The sequence below is a fragment of the Faucicola sp. SE7633 genome (genome assembly GCF_059264685.1).
Map to the genome: position 1 here is coordinate 12,943 of NZ_JCADBW010000012.1, position 22,005 is coordinate 34,947.

General features: G+C 49.9%; 19 protein-coding genes and 1 pseudogene. 7 read left to right on the forward strand and 13 right to left on the reverse strand.

Translation table 11 applies throughout. From position 1 onward, the window contains the following. Positions 1 to 48: 48 nt before the first annotated feature. The 3 genes and pseudogenes from dapF to lptM all read right to left on the reverse strand — a co-directional run. Positions 49 to 921 (reverse strand): annotated as a pseudogene (gene dapF, locus AC5L4R_RS06145) (diaminopimelate epimerase); the annotation flags it as partial. Positions 922 to 1,083: 162 nt separating this feature from the next. After that, a complete protein-coding gene (gene lysA, locus AC5L4R_RS06150) occupies positions 1,084 to 2,415 on the reverse strand; it encodes a diaminopimelate decarboxylase (RefSeq protein WP_494472590.1) in 1,332 nt (443 codons plus the stop codon). Then, on the reverse strand, positions 2,396 to 2,719 hold the full coding sequence (gene lptM / locus AC5L4R_RS06155) for an LPS translocon maturation chaperone LptM (protein WP_494472589.1): 324 nt from the start codon (positions 2,717 to 2,719) through the stop codon (positions 2,396 to 2,398). The genes lysA and lptM overlap by 20 nt, the downstream gene beginning before the upstream one ends. A 12-nt stretch (positions 2,720 to 2,731) precedes the next feature. Here lptM and AC5L4R_RS06160 point away from each other — a divergent pair, with 12 nt between their 5' ends. The 6 genes from AC5L4R_RS06160 (at position 2,732) to AC5L4R_RS06185 (ending at position 9,767) form a co-directional block, all read left to right on the forward strand. After that, positions 2,732 to 2,995: a hypothetical protein gene (locus tag AC5L4R_RS06160; protein WP_494472588.1), complete on the forward strand. Its 264-nt coding sequence runs from the start codon at positions 2,732 to 2,734 to the stop codon at positions 2,993 to 2,995. A gap of 165 nt (positions 2,996 to 3,160) precedes the next feature. Further along, positions 3,161 to 4,339 carry an acetate/propionate family kinase gene (locus AC5L4R_RS06165; protein WP_494472587.1) on the forward strand — a complete coding sequence of 393 codons (1,179 nt, stop codon included), beginning with the start codon at positions 3,161 to 3,163 and terminating at the stop codon, positions 4,337 to 4,339. Between the two features lie 53 nt (positions 4,340 to 4,392). Then, positions 4,393 to 6,576, forward strand: a complete 2,184-nt coding sequence (pta, locus tag AC5L4R_RS06170; protein ID WP_494472586.1) for a phosphate acetyltransferase — start codon at positions 4,393 to 4,395, stop codon at positions 6,574 to 6,576. Between the two features lie 71 nt (positions 6,577 to 6,647). Next, positions 6,648 to 7,412 carry a nicotinate-nicotinamide nucleotide adenylyltransferase gene (locus tag AC5L4R_RS06175; protein ID WP_494472585.1) on the forward strand — a complete coding sequence of 255 codons (765 nt, stop codon included), beginning with the start codon at positions 6,648 to 6,650 and terminating at the stop codon, positions 7,410 to 7,412. A gap of 71 nt (positions 7,413 to 7,483) precedes the next feature. Beyond that, entirely contained in the window at positions 7,484 to 7,834 is a 351-nt protein-coding gene (rsfS, locus tag AC5L4R_RS06180) for a ribosome silencing factor (RefSeq protein ID WP_494472608.1), read from the forward strand. Between the two features lie 190 nt (positions 7,835 to 8,024). After that, positions 8,025 to 9,767, forward strand: coding sequence for a hypothetical protein (locus tag AC5L4R_RS06185; protein ID WP_494472584.1), 1,743 nt, complete (start codon positions 8,025 to 8,027; stop codon positions 9,765 to 9,767). 95 nt (positions 9,768 to 9,862) lie between these two features. Here the strand turns inward: AC5L4R_RS06185 and AC5L4R_RS06190 are convergent, their stop codons facing one another. From AC5L4R_RS06190 to pstS, 7 genes are all read right to left on the reverse strand, one after another. Continuing rightward, positions 9,863 to 11,695 (reverse strand): FTR1 family iron permease, encoded by a 1,833-nt coding sequence (locus tag AC5L4R_RS06190; protein WP_494472583.1) that lies wholly within the window; start codon positions 11,693 to 11,695, stop codon positions 9,863 to 9,865. Between the two features lie 83 nt (positions 11,696 to 11,778). After that, complete coding sequence (gene efeB, locus AC5L4R_RS06195) at positions 11,779 to 13,206, reverse strand: iron uptake transporter deferrochelatase/peroxidase subunit (protein WP_494472582.1); 1,428 nt, start codon at positions 13,204 to 13,206, stop codon at positions 11,779 to 11,781. 77 nt (positions 13,207 to 13,283) lie between these two features. Next, positions 13,284 to 14,195: an iron uptake system protein EfeO gene (efeO, locus tag AC5L4R_RS06200; protein ID WP_494472581.1), complete on the reverse strand. Its 912-nt coding sequence runs from the start codon at positions 14,193 to 14,195 to the stop codon at positions 13,284 to 13,286. Between the two features lie 182 nt (positions 14,196 to 14,377). Continuing rightward, positions 14,378 to 15,121 carry a phosphate ABC transporter ATP-binding protein PstB gene (pstB, locus tag AC5L4R_RS06205; RefSeq protein ID WP_494472607.1) on the reverse strand — a complete coding sequence of 248 codons (744 nt, stop codon included), beginning with the start codon at positions 15,119 to 15,121 and terminating at the stop codon, positions 14,378 to 14,380. 147 nt (positions 15,122 to 15,268) lie between these two features. Further along, positions 15,269 to 16,123 (reverse strand): phosphate ABC transporter permease PstA, encoded by an 855-nt coding sequence (pstA, locus tag AC5L4R_RS06210; RefSeq protein ID WP_494472580.1) that lies wholly within the window; start codon positions 16,121 to 16,123, stop codon positions 15,269 to 15,271. A 26-nt stretch (positions 16,124 to 16,149) separates the two neighbouring features. Then, the gene (gene pstC, locus AC5L4R_RS06215; protein WP_494472579.1) at positions 16,150 to 17,100 is read right to left on the reverse strand and encodes a phosphate ABC transporter permease subunit PstC; all 951 of its coding nucleotides are present in this window, start codon (positions 17,098 to 17,100) and stop codon (positions 16,150 to 16,152) included. Between the two features lie 232 nt (positions 17,101 to 17,332). Beyond that, positions 17,333 to 18,523 (reverse strand): phosphate ABC transporter substrate-binding protein PstS, encoded by a 1,191-nt coding sequence (pstS, locus tag AC5L4R_RS06220; RefSeq protein ID WP_494472578.1) that lies wholly within the window; start codon positions 18,521 to 18,523, stop codon positions 17,333 to 17,335. 627 nt (positions 18,524 to 19,150) lie between these two features. On the opposite strand from pstS, the gene AC5L4R_RS06225 reads away from it, so the two are divergent. Beyond that, entirely contained in the window at positions 19,151 to 19,363 is a 213-nt protein-coding gene (locus AC5L4R_RS06225; RefSeq protein ID WP_067059043.1) for a cold-shock protein, read from the forward strand. A gap of 126 nt (positions 19,364 to 19,489) precedes the next feature. Here AC5L4R_RS06225 and tsaD read toward each other — a convergent pair whose 3' ends face one another. From tsaD to AC5L4R_RS06240, 3 genes are all read right to left on the reverse strand, one after another. Beyond that, positions 19,490 to 20,548 (reverse strand): tRNA (adenosine(37)-N6)-threonylcarbamoyltransferase complex transferase subunit TsaD, encoded by a 1,059-nt coding sequence (gene tsaD / locus AC5L4R_RS06230; protein WP_494472577.1) that lies wholly within the window; start codon positions 20,546 to 20,548, stop codon positions 19,490 to 19,492. 131 nt (positions 20,549 to 20,679) lie between these two features. Beyond that, complete coding sequence (locus tag AC5L4R_RS06235) at positions 20,680 to 21,276, reverse strand: hypothetical protein (RefSeq protein WP_494472576.1); 597 nt, start codon at positions 21,274 to 21,276, stop codon at positions 20,680 to 20,682. Continuing rightward, the gene (locus AC5L4R_RS06240) at positions 21,276 to 22,004 is read right to left on the reverse strand and encodes an ABC transporter permease (RefSeq protein WP_494472575.1); all 729 of its coding nucleotides are present in this window, start codon (positions 22,002 to 22,004) and stop codon (positions 21,276 to 21,278) included. Before AC5L4R_RS06240 ends, AC5L4R_RS06235 begins: the two co-directional genes overlap by 1 nt. Position 22,005: the final 1 nt, after the last annotated feature.

Consider the following 22,005-nt stretch of genomic DNA (forward strand, 5'->3'; position numbering starts at 1 on the left):
GGCATCATAATCATGATGGTCTTGGTACAGCGTTTGCTGGGCGACTTCGGGCGAAAAACCTGCCCCTGCCATCAAGCCTTCGGGGCTAAACACGCCTTCATAGACAAACGTCGCTGGTCCTGTCATATAAACAGAATAGCCGTCTTGCCAGCGAATAATCAAGCTACCACCATATAGCTGGGCGCGGATATCTTCGCCTTCATCCAACCAGCCTTCGCGGATGCCTGTCACCACCGCTGCACATGCGCCTGTACCACACGCTTGTGTTTCGCCCACACCGCGCTCATACACGCGCAGACGGATGTGGCGATTGTTCATGACTTGAACAAAGCCAACGTTTACGCGCTCGGGAAACGCAGGGTGGCTTTCAATAGCTTTGCCAAGTTTTTCGACCTCAGCGGTTAGGATATCATCAACTTTGATGACGGCATGCGGATTGCCCATGTTGGCAACATAGAGGCTGACGGGCGTGCCATCGACGTTGAGGCGGTAGGCGTTTTGCACTTTGGTGATGGCTTTGGGCGTAAAGGGGATGTCTTCAGGCTCAAATTTGGGCTTACCCATATCAACTTGCACCCAGCCATAGTTGTCGGTGGACAGTGTGATAACACCACTGGCGGTTTCAACGCGAATACGCTGTTTAAATGACAGCTTACGCGCTTGCACAAACCGCGCAAAACAACGCGCCCCATTGCCGCATTGCTCAACCTCACTGCCATCAGTATTAAAAATCCGATAACGAAAATCCACATCGGGGCGCGTGGGCGGCTCAACAATCAAAAGTTGATCAAAGCCGATGCCCAAATGGCGATCGCCCAACAGTTTGACCAGCTCGCGCGATAGGTTAAGGCGTTGGGTGACCAAGTCAATGACCATAAAGTCATTGCCCAATCCGTGCATTTTGGTGAATTCAATCAGCATTTTTGTTCCTTAAAAATTTTGTTATTTGGCAATATCTTATCATGCGATAACAAGCTTGATAAGTTGCGTTGTGTCAAAATCCTTAATATGGGCAAAAAGCCGATATTTTTCAATCAGTTAATTTTTATCATCAACGCGCCAAGCCTCATACTCGGCTAAATATTATTTGATGATATGCTCAAGCTGCCACAGACTCTCAACGGTTTCGCGCTCGCGGATAAGGTGTGCTGCGCCATCTTTGATGAGCACCTCACAAGCGCGTGGGCGGCTATTGTAGTTGCTTGCCATGACAAAACCGTACGCGCCCGCGCCCGTCATGGCTAGCATGTCATCGGCAGCAAGGCTAAGCACGCGGTTTTTTGCCAAAAAATCGCCCGTTTCACAAATCGCGCCCACGATATCCCACGTTTTGGCAGGCTCGGCAGATTTTGCGTTAGCTGGCAAGCGCACGGGAATCACACCCATGTCGGCTTGGTATAGGGCAGGACGAATCATGTCGTTCATTGCCGCATCAACCACGGCAAAGTTTTTGTACGCGCTGGGCTTTAGGATATCGACACGCGTCAGCAATACGCCAGCGTTGGCAACCAAACTGCGCCCCGGTTCAAGATAGAGCTTCATGTCAAGGCGTTTGAGCGTCGGTAGCAGTTGCTCGGCAAATTGCGCCACCCCGACGGGCTGCTCATCGATATAGCGCACGCCAAGTCCGCCGCCCAGGTCGATATGCTGTAGCCGAATGCCCGTTTGTGCCAATGCCTCAATCAGCTCGACGATTTTTGCCAACGCATCGACAAACGGCTGTGCGTCTAGTAGCTGTGAGCCGATATGGCAATCAATCCCTATCACGTCCAGATTGGGCAAGCTGGCAGCTTGCTGGTACACGCGCAGCGCGTCTTGGTGACCAATGCCAAATTTGTTTTCTTTTAAGCCTGTTGAAATGTACGGGTGGGTTTGGGCATCGACATCAGGATTGACGCGCAGCGAAATTGGCGCGCGCCTACCCAATTCACCTGCCACGCGGTTGATACGCGCAAGCTCGGCTTCAGATTCAACATTAAAACACGCAATCCCGACTTCCAGCGCGCGCGCGATATCGGCAGGCTGCTTGCCCAATCCTGAAAACACCACACGGCTAGGGTCAGCACCTGCCGCCAGCACCCGCGCCAGCTCACCGCCTGTGACGATGTCAAACCCTGCCCCCTCCTGCGCCAACAGGTGCAAAATCGCCAAGTTACTGTTGGCTTTGACGGCATAGCAAATTTGGTGCGGCACACTGGCAAAACTGTCCGTGTAGGCGCGGTATGCTGCTGTGATTGCCGCCGCGCTATACACATAGCACGGCGTGCCAAACCGCTCGGCAAGCGCATCCAACGCCAGCCCGTCCATGCGCAGCACACCGTCGGCATAGTCTAATGCAGGCACACACGCAACATGGGCAACGGGGTCTAGCGCGATGGCAGAGGGGCTGGGCGAATTAGTAGGCATTGCGGTCATCCTGAATCATGGTGGGGGCAAGTGGGTTGGCGCTGGTGGTCGGTGTGGCAGCAGGCACACTGGCAGGGTCACCAGATTGAGCGCTGTTTTGATACGTCACGTTGGGGTTATCGGCAAGCGACGGGCTGACAGGCTGCGTGGTTGGGTCAGCGGTGGTGAGCGTTGCGCTCGTGTGCTCAGGTAGGTACAAATCGCCTTTTTGCCCACAGCCGACCAGTGCCAAACTGATGCCTAGACCCATGCCTAAACCCAGCCAGCAGCGGTAAGTGGCTAGCCATGTGTTGTGATAAAAACCGTTTGCCATACGACCTCACCCATGCGCACTGGCTTAAAACTATCAGCTTACAAAGCCGAACAACAGGCGCATTTGATGGGCAATTTGCCGCCATCCACACGCCAAAAAAAGATTATTGTAGCGGTTTTTTTGGGCAAAGGCTATGCCAATGCGTGGCTTGGCGGCACAGGCTGCTTTCGTTTGGCTGGATTGGCGCGCAGCTGTATTGCGTTTATTTTAAAAAATCCGTGTAAAAAATCCGTGCCCATCCCGCAGCCAACAGACGCAGCCCAAATTGGCGGCTAAAAATTGCCTGCAATTTGGCTTGACAGCGGCTAGGTTTTGTGGTTTTTTAGCATATATAAATTACACAACTATTACGGACAAACGCGATATTGACACGCCCTATTTGCCAAGGCAGTGACCACAACAGTTCTCATAAATAAAGCTGACAGGTAAGGAAAAAACAGCATGAAAAACCCAATTTTGGTACTCAACTGCGGTTCATCGTCGATTAAATACGCTCTGCTCAACGACGATGACACACCACGGATTCAAGGCTTGGCAGAAAACTTGGGGCTTGATACGGCACGGATTCGCCACACAGACCCAAGCGGTGAGAAGACCGAAATTGCACTGGCAGGGGCAAGCCACCGTTGGGCGTTACAAAAAATTTTGGGTTTACTCAAGGATTATGAGATTGCTGCGGTTGGACACCGCGTGGTGCACGGTGGGCGTGAATTTTCGCAAGCCGTGTTGGTCGATGAGCACGTCCTGACAGAAGTCAAACGCCTAAAAGTGCTCGCGCCCCTGCACAACCCTGCGCACGCGCTTGGCATTGAGGCGGTCAAAGCGTTGTACCCTGATATGCCGCAAGTGGCGGTGTTTGACACGGCGTTTCACCAAACCATGCCGCCAAAAGCCTTCCGTTATGCCATTCCAAAAGAGCTGTATCAAGAGCATTATATCCGCCGTTACGGCTTTCACGGCAGCTCACATGCGTATGTCAGCTCACGCGCTGATGCGCTGTCAAACGCCAGTGCAGAGCGTGGCTGGATTACCGCGCACTTGGGTAATGGCTGCTCGGTCACCGCGGTGGGCAACGGCATCAGCCTTGATACCAGTATGGGTTTGACACCGCTTGAGGGCTTGGTGATGGGCTCGCGCAGCGGCGATGTTGATCCAAGTTTACACTTTCACCTTCACCGCACGTTGGGCTATACATGGGAGCAAATCGAGACCATGTACAACAAGCAAAGCGGCTTGGTGGGCTTGTCGGGTGTATCAAGCGATATGCGCAGTGTGCAGCAAGCAGCCGATGAAGGCGATGTTGATGCCAAACTTGCCATTGATGTGTTTTGCTACAAAGCCGCGCGTTATATCGCCTCGCTAAGCTGTGCGTTGCCTGTATTTACGGGGATTGTGTTCACAGGTGGGATTGGCGAAAACGCGCCACTGATTCGTGCCAAGATTTTGGCAAACTTACCACATTTTGGCATTGCCTTTAATGAAGACAAAAACTCAGCCTTGAGCCGCGGCAAAGAAGGCAGCTTTCACCAAGCAGGCAGTCAGCTACAGTTGTGGGTGATTCCGACCGATGAAGAAGCACAGGTTGCCAAAGAAACCAAAGAAGTGCTCGGCATGGCATAACCAACAAGTACAACAAACCCAACTTTCTTTAAAATAACCAAAAAGGCAAAATTATGCAAACCGTGTTGTTGATTCCCACTGCGCACAGAATCGGGCTAACCTCGGCGTGTCTAGGCGTGATGCACGCACTGGATGCGATTGGTATTAAAGCAGGCTTTATGAAGCCGTTTGCACAAAATACCACACCATCTACCAGCCCTCGGTCAAGCCAGCCCGATGCGCCAGACTTGGCACGGTCAAGCGCGGTGGTAAAAACCGCGTTTGGTATCAATCCACCGCCGTCCATCAGCCGCCACCGCCTTGAGCGCATGTTGGGCGACGCCCAGCTTGATGACCTGTTAGAAGATGTTGTTGCGCAGCGTCAAAGCCTTGCTGATTATGACGTGGTGGTGTGCGAAGGCTTGGTTGCCGATGACACAACCAGCTACAGCCAGCAGGTCAATGCCGCGCTTGCCAACGCGCTCGATGCCAAAGTGATTTTGGTCAGTAGTACCGATGTTGGCGAGGCGCAAGCAGCCGATGCGCTTGCCGACACGCTTGATGTGTTTGCACGGGCATTTGGTGGATTTGGTAGTGAGCGCGTGTTGGGCACGATTTTGATGCGTGTGCGCGGACTTGATGATGCCGACGCGGTGGCAGACCCACCCGTTGCCGCAGGCAGTGTGCGCTTGCCACTTACCGATGACTTTATTCACAGTGTGCAGCAGCAATCACCGACGTTTGGCGGTGAGCAATTTGCCATCATTGGCACAGTGCCGTTTAGCGCGTCGCTGAGCGTGCCGCGTGCGGTGGATGTGGCTGAGGTGCTTGACGCAACATGGCTCAATGAAGGCGCTGCCCAAACACGCCGCGTACTTACCACCAAGCTGGTGGCGCGTTCGGTTGCCAAGGCAGAGGATTTATTCAACCGTGGCACACTGCTTGTCACCCCTGCTGACCGTGACGATGTCATCATGGCCACCGCGCTTGCAGCCATGAATGGTGTGTCATTGGCAGGCTTGGTGCTCACAGGCGGTACTGCCCCAAATGACCACATTTTGCAGTTGTGCCAAGGCGCGCTTAAAATCGGCTTACCTGTGATGACCGTGCCGACTGACAGCTATGAAACCGTGCAAAAACTGGTGCAAGCCAACTATGAAATCCCTACCGATGACCAAAAACGCGCACTGGACGTGGCGCAATTTGTGGCCGCGTATTTGGATTTAGATTGGCTAAAATCCAACTTTAGCCAAAACCAAACAGCACCTCGACTATCGCCATCGGCATTTCGCCATCAGTTGGTCAAAACCGCGCAAGCTGCCAATAAGCGCATTGTGCTACCTGAGGGCAGCGAGCCGCGCACGGTAGAAGCTGCCATCATCTGCCAACGCCGCGGTATCGCCAACTGCGTGCTACTAGCCGCGCCCGATGAGGTGCATAAGGTTGCCGCCAATCGCGGACTTAAGATACCCGACGGCTTAGAAATCATCGACCCTGCGCCCTTGGTTGAACGTTATGTCGCGCCAATGGTTGAGCGTCGCAAAGGCAAACTTGATACCGCCAAAGCACAAGCGCAGCTGCAAGACACCGTGGTATTGGGCACGATGATGCTGCAACTTGGTGAAGTCGATGGCTTGGTATCGGGTGCGGTACACACCACCGCCAACACCGTGCGCCCTGCGTTTCAGCTGATTAAAACCGCGTCGCAATATTCGTTGGTGTCGTCGGTGTTCTTTATGCTACTGCCTGAGCAAGTCGTGGTGTACGGTGATTGCGCGATTAACCCAGACCCCACCGCTGAGCAACTGGCAGAAATCGCCATCCAGTCGGCGCAATCTGCCAAAGCATTTGGCATTGAGCCCAAAGTGGCGATGATTAGCTACTCAACAGGCGCGTCGGGCGAAGGCGCGGACGTGGATAAAGTGCGCCAAGCCACCGAGCTTGCCCGCCAACAAGCCCCCGACCTGCTGATTGATGGCCCTCTACAATATGACGCGGCCTCGGTCAAAAGCGTGGCAAAATCCAAAGCACCAAATTCACCCGTGGCAGGGCAAGCCAATGTGTTTATTTTCCCTGACCTCAATACAGGCAACACCACCTACAAAGCGGTGCAACGCTCGGCAAACGTCGTCAGCGTCGGCCCCATGCTACAAGGCTTAAACAAGCCCGTCAATGACCTATCGCGCGGTGCGCTGGTCGATGACATCGTTTATACGATTGCCTTGACAGCGATTCAAGCCGCTGATACGGGTAAGTAAATGCGCCATCTTAGTCACTGTACAAATAGGGGCAGGGGTGTCATGCCGCTGCCCGTTTTTTTTGTCATCGTATGACAACCACACCCACCCTTCGCGTGTGGCTGGGCGGCTCGTTTGACCCTGTGCATGTGGGGCATGTCGCCATGCTGCAACACGTCTATCAGTGTTTGCACCAAGCTGCGCCCGATTGGCCTATTGTCGCAAGTTTTTTGCCGACAGCAGGCTCACCGCTCAAAAACAGCCCGACGGCTAATGCCCATCGGCTTGCCATGCTTGAATGTGTGCTAGCCGACGTTCCCGACCTTGCGCTTGATGACAGCGAAATTCACCAATCACCACCCGTCTATACCATCGACACGCTAACCGCGTTTGCCAAACGCTACCCCGATGATGTGCGTATTTTTGTCTTAGGCGGTGACAGCGCGGCAAGCCTTGCGCGTTGGCGACATGGCGATGCGCTGCTGGACTGGGCAAATTTGTGGGTCATGGCGCGGACAGGTCAAAGCCATATGACACCCCATGCACTAGCCACAACCCTAGCGCAGTTTTTTGCCGCCAAACAAAACATCCTCACCAAGCAAGCGTATGACTTGATAAATAGCCATACGAACCTCATCTTTATAGATGATTTTGTACCGCCGATGGTTGCTAGCCGTGACATTCGCGCATGGCTTGCTGACCTTGGTCAGATGGACAGGGCGTGCCGTCATGCCACCGCGCCGCGTGATGCGCTATTGGCAATGCTCAACGCCGCCCTGCCAGCCGCTGTACTGGCCTATATTTTGCAGCATGGTTTATATGGGACAAATCCCCACTCGTCTGGCCATCCACGCTAAATGTATTTTAAATTTGTTAAGGAATCAATTCGCCTATGCGACAAAGTCAAACCACTTCTACCGCCAACCCAATGCCTACCGCGCGCGTCGATGCCTGCCTTGCTGTGGTTGCCGACGCACTTGACGATTTAAAAGCCAAAAATATCACCGTGCTGGATGTGGCGCAGCTGACCGATGTCACCGAACGTATTGTCATCGCTGAGGGTACGTCAAACCGCCATCTAAAAGCACTGGCCGACAATGTCGCTGTCAAAGCCAAAGCGCAAGGCTTTTTGCCATTGGGCGTTGAGGGACAAGGCTTGTCTGACTGGACGCTGATTGATTTGGGCGCGGTGGTAGTGCATGTGATGATGCCACAAGCGCGTAAATTTTATGATTTAGAGGGTTTGTGGGGTGCGCAAGCGGCAGCGCATTTGGCCTAATGATTGCAACTTAAGACAACTTGTTTGACTTAATTTATACATCGCATAGGTATGATCTGCCTATGCTTGTTTATTGAAATTTTGCCTAAAATTTTTCTGCAAATTCACTATTTATTTTTACTATTTTTTGTTATGTTACGGGTCTGTGAATGATATAAAAAATGTTAACGTGTGATGGATGCCAAGCAAAATGACAGACTCAGGTTTAAGTGTATTTGATTTATCCGATTATGAAATGTACCGTTTACAATCAATTGATGCCGTGTTGAATACTGATTGGCGTAAAACGGTTCATGATATTCTGCCCAAGCTGAATAAGGAAAGTCGGCAAATCGTTTTTGAACGGATTTTAATACCTCGTGGAATTTTATATGACAAATCAACCAAAAAATTCTATCATCAAAAACCTGCCAGCCTCGCTGATACTCTCCTAAAAACACCCATTGCCAATAACAAGTTATTGCAGATTACCAAACACATGCAAAGTTTGCTTGTGCCGCCTGCCGATGATTTTGACTTGAGGCAACATGCAGATAAAATTGAAGCATTATTGACTCATTTTGGCAAACTGGAATTGGATGAAAATAAAAATGAGCATCAAATTGCCCAAACTATCCGTGAGGCATTTTTGTATGATTTAGCCGCTTGGATTGACCAGCTTAGCATTGCGCAGCCCTTAGGCGTCAGACAGTTAGATGCCCCCATCATCAAGGATTATTTTAAGCTGTGTTTTATCAAGCAACAGTTGCAAGGTTGGGATTTTCGATCTTGGGAAGGTCAGGATATTGATAATCTTGCCATTGAAGATTTTCCAGAGATTTATAAGCAAGCTGCCAAAGAACGCCGCTTTTATATCGTTGAAGCGCCCAATTATTGGTTTTTTGTCGGCCAAACACCGCAAGTTGAGCAAAATCCTTATTCATTTCGGCGTTTTTTGTTTGAGGATCCCAGCAAAGACGGTAAATATGTCTATTTAACCCATGTGGTCGTTAATCGCCAACAGCTCAACGATCCTAATCAGCAACAAAAAACCACCTATGAGCTATCGCGCTTATTTACCATTGAACGCAGTGTGAGTGATGAAGCCAAAAAATTTGTTCAAGCCGCTAAAAATTCTGTCAATAAATATCTCAAACCAATATTGCGCGAGCCGTTAGCCGCTGATGGACGTGAGGCAAATACGCTGATCATTGAGCGTCTTGTGGATTTTGAAAAACAATTTTCTGTCTTGATTCTCAATAAAATACCCAGAGTGTTTAAGTCTGCCTCTCACCAAGTCGGTGACCTAGATTTTTTGTATTTTAATATTGATAGCTTATTCAAGCAGTTGATCGATGCGACCGAGGACTTTAAATTACAACCGCTTGCCAATTTTAGTGATGAGCCACAAAAAATGGTTATGCGCATGACCGCTTTGCGTTTACTTTTGCGTAAAACCCGTCCAATGCTGACAGATCCGAAATTAAATAACTCCCAAAAGCAACAACTGATTGACCAGCCGCTAAGGCTTTTGCAGGAATCGCTTGAAAAAGCCGAAGAGCAAGAGGCTTATTTAGCGCAACTTCAGCAACAATTATTAGAGTTTCAATCAGGTCAGGGCAAAGGTGGTTTATTGCACATTTTCAAGCGTAACCGCGCGCCACAATATACGATGGCAGAATTAAAAGAAGCGGATTATGAAGCTCGAGAAGCGTTATTTATTGATTTGGTTCGCATTGCTAAACAGCAGCGTACTTTGGTGACTTATATGGAATATGACTGCCAACTAATGACCGATGAGGAGCATCGGCATTATGCGTTTCCTGATGGGGAATGGGGTCTTACGCGCTTACCGAAACTGTTTCGTTTACCACAAGATCGAACAGAATTTAAAATCGCTAGCGTACGCCAAACCTTAGAGCGAGATATTTTCAAAAGCAAGCAAGACTGGTAAACCTGCTACCCTAGATTCCAACTCAAGTATTCAATCAGGGACAAAGACATCGATGATGTCTTTTTGTTGCCTATTGTTCCTTATTAAACTTTAACTCAAGCCGCTTGTGCGATTTGGTTATCCGCGCGGCGCATATACACTTGTAGCAGTAGTATAGCGACAATATAAGCGATTTGCGCGCTAATCGTCTGTACGGTCGGATAAAACCCTAGCCACTCAATGGCAGGTAAGCTGACATGCGTCATGCCCAAATGCCCTGTGAGCTGCAGCGCGTGTAAGCTTACGCCCAAAATCTTAAAGCCCAAGAAATAAATCACCCAAGTGAGCACTTGAAACAACTTGGGAATGGGCAGGCGTACCGATGTTTTGAGCAACACCAAGGCAACCGCCGCCAGTAACACCAACGCCATACCAATCCCAAGCCAAAAGTTTTGCATGCTAATGTTTGGCAACACGCCCACATAAAACAAAATCGTCTCCGCCCCCTCACGAAATACCGACAAAAAACTGAGCGCGAACAACGACGTGAAGCTACCTGCCGTCAAAGCCGCGCCCATGTGGCGTTGGATATAGCGGTTCCATGATTTGACCGAGGCTTTGCTGTGCAGCCATGCGCCAATGATAATCATCATTATCACCGCGACGATGCCAATATAGCCTTCAAACATCTCACGGTTGGCACCCGATGTCGCTGCTGGAAAGAGCTGCTGCAACGCCAAGGCAGCGGCGATACTTGCCAATAAGCCCGTGACAACGCCGCCATACACCCATTTTTTGCCGCGTGGTTGGTTGGCAGCGCTCAAGGCGGATAGCAGCGCAACAACCACCAACAACGCCTCTAAGCCCTCACGCAACAAAATCAACATCGAATCAAGCGCGGTGTATTGCGCGGCTGGGTTGATTTGAGCAAGCTCATCAATCAAGGCTCGTAGGTTGGCTTGTTGCTCAGGTTTTTGTCCGTTTGCCATCACCACAGGCACTTGGCTTTCTACGCGGCTATATAAGGCTGGGTTACGCGTGCTGACATCGCCCTCAATGCTTGGCCACAGGCTGATAAACTCGCCCAATTTGGCTTGTCCCGTTGCGTTGTCGCCTGCTTGGTAGGCGGCCAGTCCGTCACGCAACAGCCCAATACCGCTATCGAGTGTCGCGCCTTGTGGTACGGTCGCGTCTGCTGTTTCGCCTGCGTTGTAGCTGTCCAAATTTTGTTTTAGATTGGCCAGTTGGGTTTGGATTTGCGCGTAATTGACGGGGTTGGATGCTAGCGACACACGAATTAACGCCAGTGCGGTTTCGATTTTGCCATAATGCCCCATGCTGGTGTTACGCACGACGCGCTCATGCGCCAGCCACGTGCTATACAGCTGGTCATAGGCAGCGCGAAGTTTGGCAATGTCTTGTTCACCGCCATTGACGATTTGGGCAAACTGTTCATAAGCAGGCACGATTTTGGCAGCAAATGCCTTGCGTTTGGCAGAATAATCAACAGGATTTTGTTCTTTTTCAAAGGCGTATAACGCGCTTGATGCTGCCGATAGGTTGTCGCTGGTTGGATTTTGGGTGGCGGTGGTGATGGCTTGCGCTGCTGTTTGCCCAAGTTGTGATGATGTGGTGTTAAGCGCATCAAATTCGCTTTGCACTTGGCGCATAATGGTTTGCGCGTGTGCGGTATCACCTGCCTTGATTGCGCCCATCGCGTCAGAGAGTTGAATAAAAATCGGGCTTAGGTTGAGTTTTTTGTCGGCTGCTTGTTTATTCGTCTCGGTGCTGGCTGGTGTCGTCACTTGGGTCGGCTGGCTTGCGGTTGTGACAACGCTTGCACTTTGTGTATCGGGCTGTGCGGCAGCGGCATGGTTGAATGTACCAAGTCCACCGACTGCCAACGCGCCTGCCAACGTGAGGGTTTTACCAAATTGGGTGAATGTCATGATTTACCTTGCTTTATACCAATAAAGTGGTTGTGAGGTGCTTATAGCTACGTGAGCGTATCGCCAAACAGGATGAGTTCAGCTTAAGCCAGTTTTTCGGCTTGTTCAAACAGTGACTGCCCGATATATTCCCCCTGCTGCACGCCTCCAAAACAGGCAAACAGCCCACTGCCGATATGCGTGGTGTATTCATTCATTTTATCAAGCCGCCCAAGGGCATTTTGAATACCGATAAACTGCGCAGGGCTTTTTTGAAAGGAGATAAACAGCAGCCCTGCGTTAAATTGCCCTGTTTTAGGATCAATACCACTGGCATATGAATATGAACGGCGCAAGATGTGTAAGCCTGTGCGCTTAGCAAGACTCATGTGCGAAATTTCTGGAATCAGTGGCTTGCCATTGGGCGCGCTGGCATTGACATCAAAGTCATCAAACTCACCTGTTTTGCCGATGGCCGCACCTGAATCACGGTGCCGCCCAAAGGTTTCTTCTTGCCCTTTAAGTGAAGTGCGATCCCACGTTTCTAGGTGCATTTGGATCAAACGCACGACCAAATAGGTACCATCTTTGAGCCAACCTCGGTCAATCCAGATATTGTCATTCGGTGCTTTGATGGTGTTTTGGTTTGCCGTGCCATCTTTGAACGCAAATAGATTGCGTGGGGTTTCATTGCCGCTATCAAAGCTGACAAAACCCATTTGACTCCAGCGCATGGTGATATTGGAACGCGCTTGGCGTACCAACTGACGCACGGCATGAAACGCCACTTGCGAATCTTCTGCGCACGCCTGAATACAGATGTCACCGCCTGCTAGCTCTGGGCGAATTTGGTCACGTGGAAACGCAGGCAGGCTGGCAAACTCGGGTGGTGCCAGTTTTTCCATGCCCAGTTTTTTCAAAAAACTTGGGCTGATACCAAACGTGATGGTCAAACCATACGCGCCCAAACTGTCCGCTTCACCTGTATCAACAGGGGGCACAAACGGGCTGTCGTTATAGGGCTTGATGTTGTCGCCTTGGGTCAGTTTGGCGGCATAATCGGTCCAATCTTTGAACATTTGGACAATCGCCGCGCGGTCGGTGGTATGCAAATCAAGCACCAAAAAGTAGTTTTGGCGTTGAGTTGGTGTGGTGATGCCCGCTTGGTGTTGTCCATAAAAATCGTATTGGCTATCGGCAAAACAGTTTTTGGTACTATTGGCATCACTGCCTGCGTGTTTGGGATTTTCGTTTTTATCAGCAACTTGACTGGTATTGGTGGCTGTGGGATCATCATTGCTTGCGCTTGACGCGGTATTTACTGCCGCTGTGCCGCCAGATTGACTTGTAGGCTGACAAGCCGATAAACCCAATGCACCTGCTGCACCCGTCGCACCGATTACCCCCAAAGACGTTAAAAATCGGCGGCGGTCTAGGCGTGGTGTGTCAGCATTAAATGTTTGATTGGTGTGTTGGCGCAAGTCAGTTGGTATGCCTTCGCTATTTGCCTGTTGATTTTGCCGTGTTGCCATACCTGTTACCTCTTTATTAACCACTACTTTCACCAACTTACCAATGTAGCCCTATTTTGGCTTTATCTGCCCACGTTTTATAAAATCACACCCATCCGTGCCAATGGCTCGCCCAATTTATTGACCGCTTCTGCCAGTGCCTTGGTGTCCTCAGGCTTAAGTTCGGTATAAGAGACGTAGTCATTGGTACCGATCTTGTATTGATCCAACAAGGCATCAACTTGGGCAAAATGCGTTTCAAGCTCGGTCACCAGTGCTGGGTCTTTGGCTTGGATTTTAGGCTTTAAAATCTCAAAAATCTTTTTTGCCCCGTCAATATTGGCGCGAAAGTCGTACAAATCGGTGTGTGAAAAAATCTCTTCCTCGCCTGTGATTTTGCTAGTAGACACTTCATTGAGCAAATCCACCGCACCTTGCACCATCAAGTCACCATCGACATCTGCGGTAGGTATTTTGGCGCGTAGCTCTTTGATATCAGCAAGCAGTTGATCGGCGTATTTCTCAGTACCTTTGGTGGTGTTTTGTGTCCACAAGATTTTTTCGATGGCGTGAAAACCTGTCCAAATCTCATCAGGCTCAAGGTCTGCCTCGCGGTTGTCAATGCGTGGGTCAAGATCGCCAAAACTTTCGGCGATTGGCTCAGAGCGCTCATACGGCATACGCGCGATGGGGTACAATGCCTTGGCTTCTTCAAGCTTGCCTTCTTTGAGCAAGGTGGTGAATCTTTCGGTATCAGCAAGTAACTGGTCGATCTGCCCTTCTACCCAAGCTTTGTACTCAGCGGTTTCGGCAGATAGATCCACCGTGCTGGTGGCGGTGCTGGCATTGGCTGCGGTTGTTGTGGTGGGCGCAGCGGCTTCGGTTGCCGTTGGCGCGGCGGCTGTTTTGGGTTTTTGTTGGCAACCAGTTAGCAGCAGTGCCGCCCCAAACGCCCCTGCCAAAGCCCACTGATAAAATCCATACCGCAACATTTGTCCCTGTTTTGCCATTGCCATCACCTATTGACGAAGAAAATACCTTGCATTTAAATGGTTATTATAATTTAGATGATAATAGTTATCAATCTTTAGCGAAAAAATTTAGCATTCAGCGTCTAACAGGCCAAAAAAACCGCCTATCACGGATAGACGGTTTGGTAAAATTTATAACGATTTTAACACTCAAACAAGGCTTAACCAAATTTACCTTCGATATAATCTTTGGTTTCTTTACGTTCTGGGTTGGTAAAGATTTTTTGGGTAGGCCCCATTTCCATCAAATCGCCTAAATACATATACACCGTATAGTCTGAAACACGCGCCGCTTGCTGCATGTTGTGCGTCACAATGGCGATGGTGTATTCGTGTTTTAAGTCATTGATCAAATCTTCAATCGAACCTGTTGAGATTGGGTCAAGTGCTGAGGTCGGCTCATCAAGCAGCAAAACCTCTGGACGCGTTGCCACACCGCGTGCGATACACAGACGCTGCTGCTGACCACCCGATAATGACAAGCCTGATTCGCGTAGCTTATCTTTGACCTCATTCCACAATGCCGATTTTTTGAGTGCCCATTCTACACGCTCATCAAGCTCTGCTTTGTTCAATCGCTCATACAAACGCACACCAAATGCCACGTTGTCATAAATTGACATCGGGAACGGGGTCGGCTTTTGAAATACCATGCCCACACGCGCGCGCAGTAGGTTTAAATCCACCGATTTATCCAAGATATTTTGCCCATCAAGGTTAATCTCGCCTGTGGCGCGCATACCAGGGTATAGGTCATACATACGGTTAAAGGTACGCAACAGCGTTGATTTACCACAACCCGACGGCCCGATGAAAGCGGTAACCTTTTTGTCAGCGATGTCTAGGTTGATGTTTTTAAGCGCGTGAAATTTGCCGTAATAAAAATCCAAGTTACGGATTGCCATTTTGGCGGGTGTGCCGTGGGCTGCCGCCGCGTCATTTACTGTCGCAGGAGTAGCTGCTGTCGTGTCATTAACGATCATATCAAATACCTGTCTTTTTTTTAGCTGTTTGATAGCTGTCTGATAAAATGTTTAGCCAATTAGCCGCCATTAGTGAGATTTTTGCTCTTTACCACCTAGCAAGCGTGCGATGATGTTAAGCGCCAATACCGCAAGCGTGACCAACAACGCACCCGCCCAAGCCAATTGGTTAGATGAGGGGTAAGGCTGGCTGGCGTACTGATAAATCACGTTGGGCAAGTTTGCCATCGGTTGGCTCATGTTGGTGCTAAAGAACTGGTTGTTGAGCGCGGTGAACAAAAGCGGCGCAGTTTCGCCCGAAATCCGCGCAAATGCCAACAGCACGCCCGTCATGACACCTGTCTTAGCCGCACGCAAAGTCACCGAGCTGACCAGTTTCCACTTCGGTGTGCCCAGCGCATAGCCTGCTTCACGCAAGGTATTGGGCACTAAGCGCAGCATGTTTTCGGTGGTACGCACAACCACGGGAATCACCAACAACGCCAACGCCATCGCACCTGCCCAACCCGAGAAGTTGCGTCCTTGCACCATCAAGGCAAAGATAAATAGACCGATAACAATCGACGGCGCTGACAGCAAAATGTCATTCATAAAGCGTGTCATCTTGCCAAGCCAGCTGCCTTCAGCAAATTCCGCCAAATAAATCCCTGCCATGATGCCAATTGGCGTACCAACCAGCAGCCCCAAACCTGTAATCATCACCGAGCCGACAATCGCGTTACGCAACCCCCCAACATCATTGGGTGATGGCGTATCTTGGGTAAAAATTGGCATGGTAATCATCGCATGCGCGCCTGCGGTGAATAGCTTAATTAAAATCAGCCCCAAAAACACCAAACCAAACGCCACCGAGCAGCCTGCAAAGATAAGCCCCAACGTGTTATAACCTTGACGGCGTTTATAAAGTGCGTTATTACGTTCCATACAATCTCCTAAGCCGTGCGGCGTGGTTATTTTTTGCCTTGGTTTTGATCCATGCGCGCCAACATGATCTTAGAAATCACCAGCACGATAAAGGTAATGATAAACAGCAAGAAGCCCAAGTGCAGCAACGATGACTGATGCAAACCCTCTGACTCAGCAAATTCATTGGCAAGCGATGAGGTGATCGACACACCTGACTGGAACAAACTTGGGCTGATGTTGTAGGCGTTACCAATCACAAACGTCACCGCCATCGTCTCACCCAGCGCGCGCCCTAGACCCAAGATAATACCACCGACCACACCCGCTTTGGTGTAAGGCAACACCACCTTAGTCATCACCTCCCACGTCGTCGCGCCCAAGCCATACGCTGATTCTTTCAGCATTTGTGGGGTAATCGCAAACACATCGCGCATCACCGACGCGATAAATGGGATAATCATCACCGCCAAAATCAAACTGGCGGTAAACAAACCAATCCCCATCGGCGCGCCCTGAAACAGCTTGCCGATAACAGGCACATTGCCTAAATGCTCAATCAACCACGGTTGAATGTATTGACCAAACCATGGCGCGAACACAAAAAAGCCCCACATACCATAGATAATCGATGGAATACCTGCCAACAGCTCGATGGCGATACCCAATGGACGCTTAAGCCAACCGGGGCATAGCTCGGTCAAAAACATCGCAATCCCGAAACTGACAGGCACCGCAATACAAATTGCAATCACAGAGGTCACCAGCGTGCCATAAATTGGTGCCAATGCACCATAAACATCCGAACCTGTGTCCCATTCTGAGCTGGTGTAGAACGACAGCCCAAATTCCTTCATACTCGGCCATGCGCCCAAAAACAATGAAACCAAAATACCGCCGAGCAAAAGCAATACCAAAAACGCAAAAAAGCGCGTCGCATTGACGAACAGCCAGTCATAACGCTGCTGCTTGGCTAATTGTGCTTGTAAATCCGACATAACCCGCGTGCCTTCAAAAATACTGGAAAAATGGCGAAAAGAAAAATCGTGACAAAAACCGCAAAACCAGATAAAGCCAGCGACTGACCGAAGCCAATCAATCTTTGACCAAAAAAAAGCGTAGAGCCGACGTTGTCTGGTAGTGCTCTACGCTTTGCGGTGAGAAAATAGCGTTTTAACGGTACTCTCTCATGGTCTATGTCATGAACATGCGTCCAACATCAATGAATCATTAAGAGGCTGGCGCGGCGGCTGATGCCACAGCAACGGCGGTGTTATCGCCCATAGTGGCTGAGCTGGTGTAAACAGGCTGACCGTCTGCACCCACCACTTGCTTCCAGCTATCGCGGAACGCTGCTTTACTGGCTTGACCAAATGGTACAAAGTCAAGTGATTTGGCAGCGTCATCACCATTGGTGTACGCCCAATCAAAGAACTCCAATACCGCTTTGGCTTTGGCAGGATCGGTTGGTTTTTTGTGTACCAAAATGAAGGTCGCAGCAGAAATCGGCCATGCGTTGGCATCGGCTTGGTTGGTTAGCACGATATTAAAGCCAGGTGTATTTGCCCAATCAGCGTTACCTGCTGCTTCAAAGGTTTCAGCGGAAGGCTGAACAAAGTTACCAGCCGCATTTTTCATTTGGGTATATGCCATGTTATTTTGCTTGGCATAGGCGTATTCAACATAACCGATTGAGTTTTTGGCACGCATCACGTTACTTGCCACGCCTTCGTTGCCCTTACCACCTGCACCCGTGGCTGCAGTTGGCCATTTGATTGACGCATCTGCGCCAGGACCTGCTTTCCACTCTGGTGATACAGATGATAGATAATGCGTGAAGTTAAAGGTTGTACCTGAACCGTCTGAACGGAAAATCGTGGTAATTGGCGCATCTGGCAATGTCACACCTGGATTTAGCGCGACAATCGCTGGATCATTCCATTTGGTAATTTTGCCCAAGTAAATGTTTGCTAGCGTCGTGCCGTCAAGTTTCAATTGACCAGGTTGAACGCCGTCGATATTCACCACAGGCACTACCCCACCGATTACGGTTGGGAACTGGATCAAGCCGTCTTTTTCCAAGTCTTCTGCGGACAAAGGCTTGTCCGACGCACCAAAATCGACTGTGTTGGCAATGATTTGCTTAATACCGCCTGATGAACCAATCGACTGGTAGTTCACTTGCCCACCTGTTGCGGCTTTATAATCACCCGACCATTTGGCATAAATCGGTTGTGGGAATGATGCACCTGCGCCAGTGATGGTTTGACCAACGGCTTGGTTACCGCCTGCAGGCGCAGTGGTGTTAGCGGTATCAGCACCTGTGGTTGCGGCGGTATTGCCGTTGTCGGCTGGTTTGTTACCACAGGCAGTTAGTGCCAATGTAGCAGCGACGATTGCGCTTAGCAATGAATAACGCATGGAAACTCCTTAATATATAATGTTCGTGTGCACACAAATATCCCAAAGTAGGATATTTAGAATAGATGACAGAATTGTGATGTTAAGTAAACAACTTTAAAGAAACACGCAAAATTTTGCATATTTTTACAATAAAGTGTGACATTATTATGACAAAAATGTGACAAGGTCAATATCAGAGCAATTTAGTCAAGTTTTCTGTAAGCAAATTTTTCATAATAGCATGGCGTCGCCTAAAACTTTATTTGAACTTTTTTTGGATCGTATGACATCGTAAAATCAACTTGTCTAGATAGATACAATGTTTGCCGTTACAAAAAATTTAATATTTTGCTTGTTATCTTTAAAATTTACTTTATACTGGCGGTCAGCTTGTCAAGGATTGCCGCGCGCAATCGGCATCTATAATGATGCACCGCATTATGTTAAGTCTGTTTTGAAGTATATTTGTGTATCCTTTTTTCCTAGATTTTGATTGATGTTGTTGGCGTATGCTCGGTCAAACTATGATGTTTGGCGGCTGTGATACGCGTTGGATACAAGCTGAGTGACGATGAGCGTGATTTTTACAACAACGGCTCGTTATGATTTAGGACGCTCAAATTTGAGCAGAGATTGGATACTGGTATGTCAAATACAGTCAGCGGTACGGTTAAGTGGTTTAACGAAGCCAAGGGTTTTGGTTTTATTCAGCAGGATAATGGCGGTAAAGATGTGTTCGCACATTTTAGCCAAATTGCAGGTTCGGGTTTTAAAACTTTGCATGAAGGGCAACGCGTGTCATTCACGGTTAGCAATGGTCAAAAAGGCGAACAGGCCAACAATATTGTGGCGCTATAACTTGACGTGATCGGCTCAATCTCAACCGCCGATCAGGTAAAAAATAAAAGGCAAATGACATTCGTTTGCCTTTTTTTGTGCCTTGTATCTTGTTTATTTTTTCTTTTACCCTATTTAAAACTGCTATTAGCTAACGGCTGTGTCCACTGCAGGCAATTCGGTCATATCCCAACGCGGCAAACAGCTGACCGCCAAATCATCGTGTTGCCCTGCGCGTAGCCGCTGCCAGCCTGTAAACGCAATCATCGCGCCATTGTCGGTGCACAGGGCAGGCGGTGCATAATATACCGTGCCACCGATGGCGGTAAGCTGCTGCGCAAGCGCTTGGCGCAAACGTGTGTTGGCACTCACCCCGCCTGCAATCACCAGTCGGCGCATACCTGTAGCTTGCAGGGCTTTGCGGCACTTTTTTACCAATGTATCCACAACAGCGTGTTCAAAACTTGCCGCAATGTCGGCACGGGTTTGGTGGTCGGCAGGGTTATTGGGATCGGTTGGGTGGTGAGCAATGAGGTTATGCACGGCAGTTTTCATACCGCTAAAAGAAAAATCCAACCCTTGTCCAAGCATGGGGCGCGGTAGGTCATAGGCGTTGGGGTCGCCCTGTTGGGCTAAGCGTGAGATGTTCGGGCCACCTGGATACGGCAATTCTAGCATTTTGGCGGCTTTGTCAAAGCATTCACCTGCCGCGTCATCAATACTTTGCCCCAGTATCTGATAACGCCCGATACCCTCAACCGCCACAAGCAACGTGTGACCGCCCGAAACCAGCAACGCGACAAACGGAAATTCGGGCGCGTCCGTTGACATCAACGGCGCAAGCAAATGCCCTTCCATGTGATGCACGCCGATGGCAGGCACGTCAAGCGCGTACGCAAGGCTGCGTCCAAATAGCGCACCTGTCATCAAAGCACCGACCAACCCCGGCCCTTTGGTATAGGCTACCGCGTCAATGTCGCGTTTATTGAGCCCCGTTTGGGCAAGTAGCTCATCAAGCAACGGCACCAATTTGCGGATATGATCGCGGCTTGCCAGCTCTGGCACCACGCCCCCATAGGTAGCGTGCAGCTCGATTTGGCTATACAACACCTGCCCGATGATCCCAGCGGCAGGATCGGGCACATGGCCATCAAAAATTGCCAAACCAGTTTCATCGCAAGATGTTTCAAGCCCCAATACGCGCATGGCTGCTTCCTTTGTTTGATTGAATATGACAGGCTAACTATGAGGGCAACGTGAGCAAATTTCAGCCTTTGATGGGCAACAGTACAACGGGCAACAGTTGGCTTGGCTTTTACTTGGCTAGGTCTGCCGCGTTATTGTTGTACCAAAGGCATGGCATGGTTGCTATCAGCAGGCAGGCGCGGCTTGATGCCGTCATTGACGATGACGACATCGATAGTCAGCCCGTGCGCAAACGGCTCGGCAAATACATAAGTATAGCGGCTAGGCTTGATGCGCGGTGTGGTATGAACAATAAACTCACTGGTTTTGCCTGCGGTTAGCTCGTGTGAGACATACGCAGTGCCAATTTGGTCAAGCACTTTGGCAAGCACTTCATTGACCGCCATACCCACCGTGAGGTTATAGCGCGCGCTGTTGGCGTCGACGTGATACGCATCGGCATAGGCTTGCACAGGCTTGCTATCAAGCGCAAATGGGTAGTCAAACGTATTTTTGTCCACCGCAGTGACGCCCGAATCAATTTTTGTCCAATCTAGCGCTTGCGACAAGCGCGCGTTGGTATCAGCGGTGGCAACTTGGGCAGATGCGTGGGCTATACTAGCAACGGGGGCAGAGTCGGCAGAGCTAGTAGCTGCCGACTCTTGGGCAGGTTGGCACGCGCTTAACATACCTGTGATAATAAACAGCCATAGTAAGCGCGGACGGTACAAGCTTGGCACAGCACGCATTATGCCGTGACCTCGGTGGTGCTGACAGGCACACTTAGCAAGTGGCGATTGGCGCGGCGTTCAATCACACGAAACATCGCAATAAACACCGATGCCAATATCAGATACAATACCCCTGCGGCAAAGTACATCTCAAGCGTGGCATAGTTTTTGGCAATCAGCGTTTTGGCTTGCCCCGTCAAATCCATGATAGAAATTGTTGAGGCCAACGCACTGCCTTTGAGCATAAAAATCACCTCGTTGCTGTAGGCAGGTAGCATGATACCAAACGCGCGCGGCAAAATAATACGGCGCAGCTTTTGGCGGTACGACATACCAAGCGCGTCCGCGGCTTCATTTTCACCCTTTGGAATGGCTTTGACCGCACCGCGGATAATCTCTGCCGTATAAGCAGCGGTGTTGAGGGTAAACGCGACAATCGCCCAAAAATACGGCTTGGCAAGCACCTCGTCCCACAACCAGCCATGCTTCATGCTATCAGGGATAAACGGCCCGATGCCATAATAAATCAAAAAAATCTGCACCAGTAGCGGCGTGCCACGAAAAAAGAACATATACGCAAACGGCAACGCCGCAACATACGGACGCTTAGACAGCCGCGCCAACGCCAATGGCACAGCCAGTATCAACCCCAAAATTCCCGATATCACCACCAAACCGATGGTAACCAACGACGCATTTAACAGCGCAGGTAAGCTATCCCAAATGACTTGCCAATTCCACGACATC

Bases quoted from the DNA above. Each gene is read 5' to 3' on its own strand.
- lysA (WP_494472590.1), bottom strand. From the start codon at position 2,415: ATGACCGCAATGCCTACTAATTCGCCCAGCCCCTCTGCCATCGCGCTA.
- lptM (WP_494472589.1), bottom strand. From the start codon at position 2,719: ATGGCAAACGGTTTTTATCACAACACATGGCTAGCCACTTACCGCTGC.
- AC5L4R_RS06160 (WP_494472588.1), top strand. From the start codon at position 2,732: ATGCGCACTGGCTTAAAACTATCAGCTTACAAAGCCGAACAACAGGCG.
- AC5L4R_RS06165 (WP_494472587.1), top strand. From the start codon at position 3,161: ATGAAAAACCCAATTTTGGTACTCAACTGCGGTTCATCGTCGATTAAA.
- pta (WP_494472586.1), top strand. From the start codon at position 4,393: ATGCAAACCGTGTTGTTGATTCCCACTGCGCACAGAATCGGGCTAACC.
- AC5L4R_RS06175 (WP_494472585.1), top strand. From the start codon at position 6,648: ATGACAACCACACCCACCCTTCGCGTGTGGCTGGGCGGCTCGTTTGAC.
- rsfS (WP_494472608.1), top strand. From the start codon at position 7,484: ATGCCTACCGCGCGCGTCGATGCCTGCCTTGCTGTGGTTGCCGACGCA.
- AC5L4R_RS06185 (WP_494472584.1), top strand. From the start codon at position 8,025: ATGACAGACTCAGGTTTAAGTGTATTTGATTTATCCGATTATGAAATG.
- AC5L4R_RS06190 (WP_494472583.1), bottom strand. From the start codon at position 11,695: ATGACATTCACCCAATTTGGTAAAACCCTCACGTTGGCAGGCGCGTTG.
- efeB (WP_494472582.1), bottom strand. From the start codon at position 13,206: ATGGCAACACGGCAAAATCAACAGGCAAATAGCGAAGGCATACCAACT.
- efeO (WP_494472581.1), bottom strand. From the start codon at position 14,195: ATGGCAAAACAGGGACAAATGTTGCGGTATGGATTTTATCAGTGGGCT.
- pstB (WP_494472607.1), bottom strand. From the start codon at position 15,121: ATGGCAATCCGTAACTTGGATTTTTATTACGGCAAATTTCACGCGCTT.
- pstA (WP_494472580.1), bottom strand. From the start codon at position 16,123: ATGGAACGTAATAACGCACTTTATAAACGCCGTCAAGGTTATAACACG.
- pstC (WP_494472579.1), bottom strand. From the start codon at position 17,100: ATGTCGGATTTACAAGCACAATTAGCCAAGCAGCAGCGTTATGACTGG.
- pstS (WP_494472578.1), bottom strand. From the start codon at position 18,523: ATGCGTTATTCATTGCTAAGCGCAATCGTCGCTGCTACATTGGCACTA.
- AC5L4R_RS06225 (WP_067059043.1), top strand. From the start codon at position 19,151: ATGTCAAATACAGTCAGCGGTACGGTTAAGTGGTTTAACGAAGCCAAG.
- tsaD (WP_494472577.1), bottom strand. From the start codon at position 20,548: ATGCGCGTATTGGGGCTTGAAACATCTTGCGATGAAACTGGTTTGGCA.
- AC5L4R_RS06235 (WP_494472576.1), bottom strand. From the start codon at position 21,276: ATGCGTGCTGTGCCAAGCTTGTACCGTCCGCGCTTACTATGGCTGTTT.
- AC5L4R_RS06240 (WP_494472575.1), bottom strand. From the start codon at position 22,004: ATGTCGTGGAATTGGCAAGTCATTTGGGATAGCTTACCTGCGCTGTTA.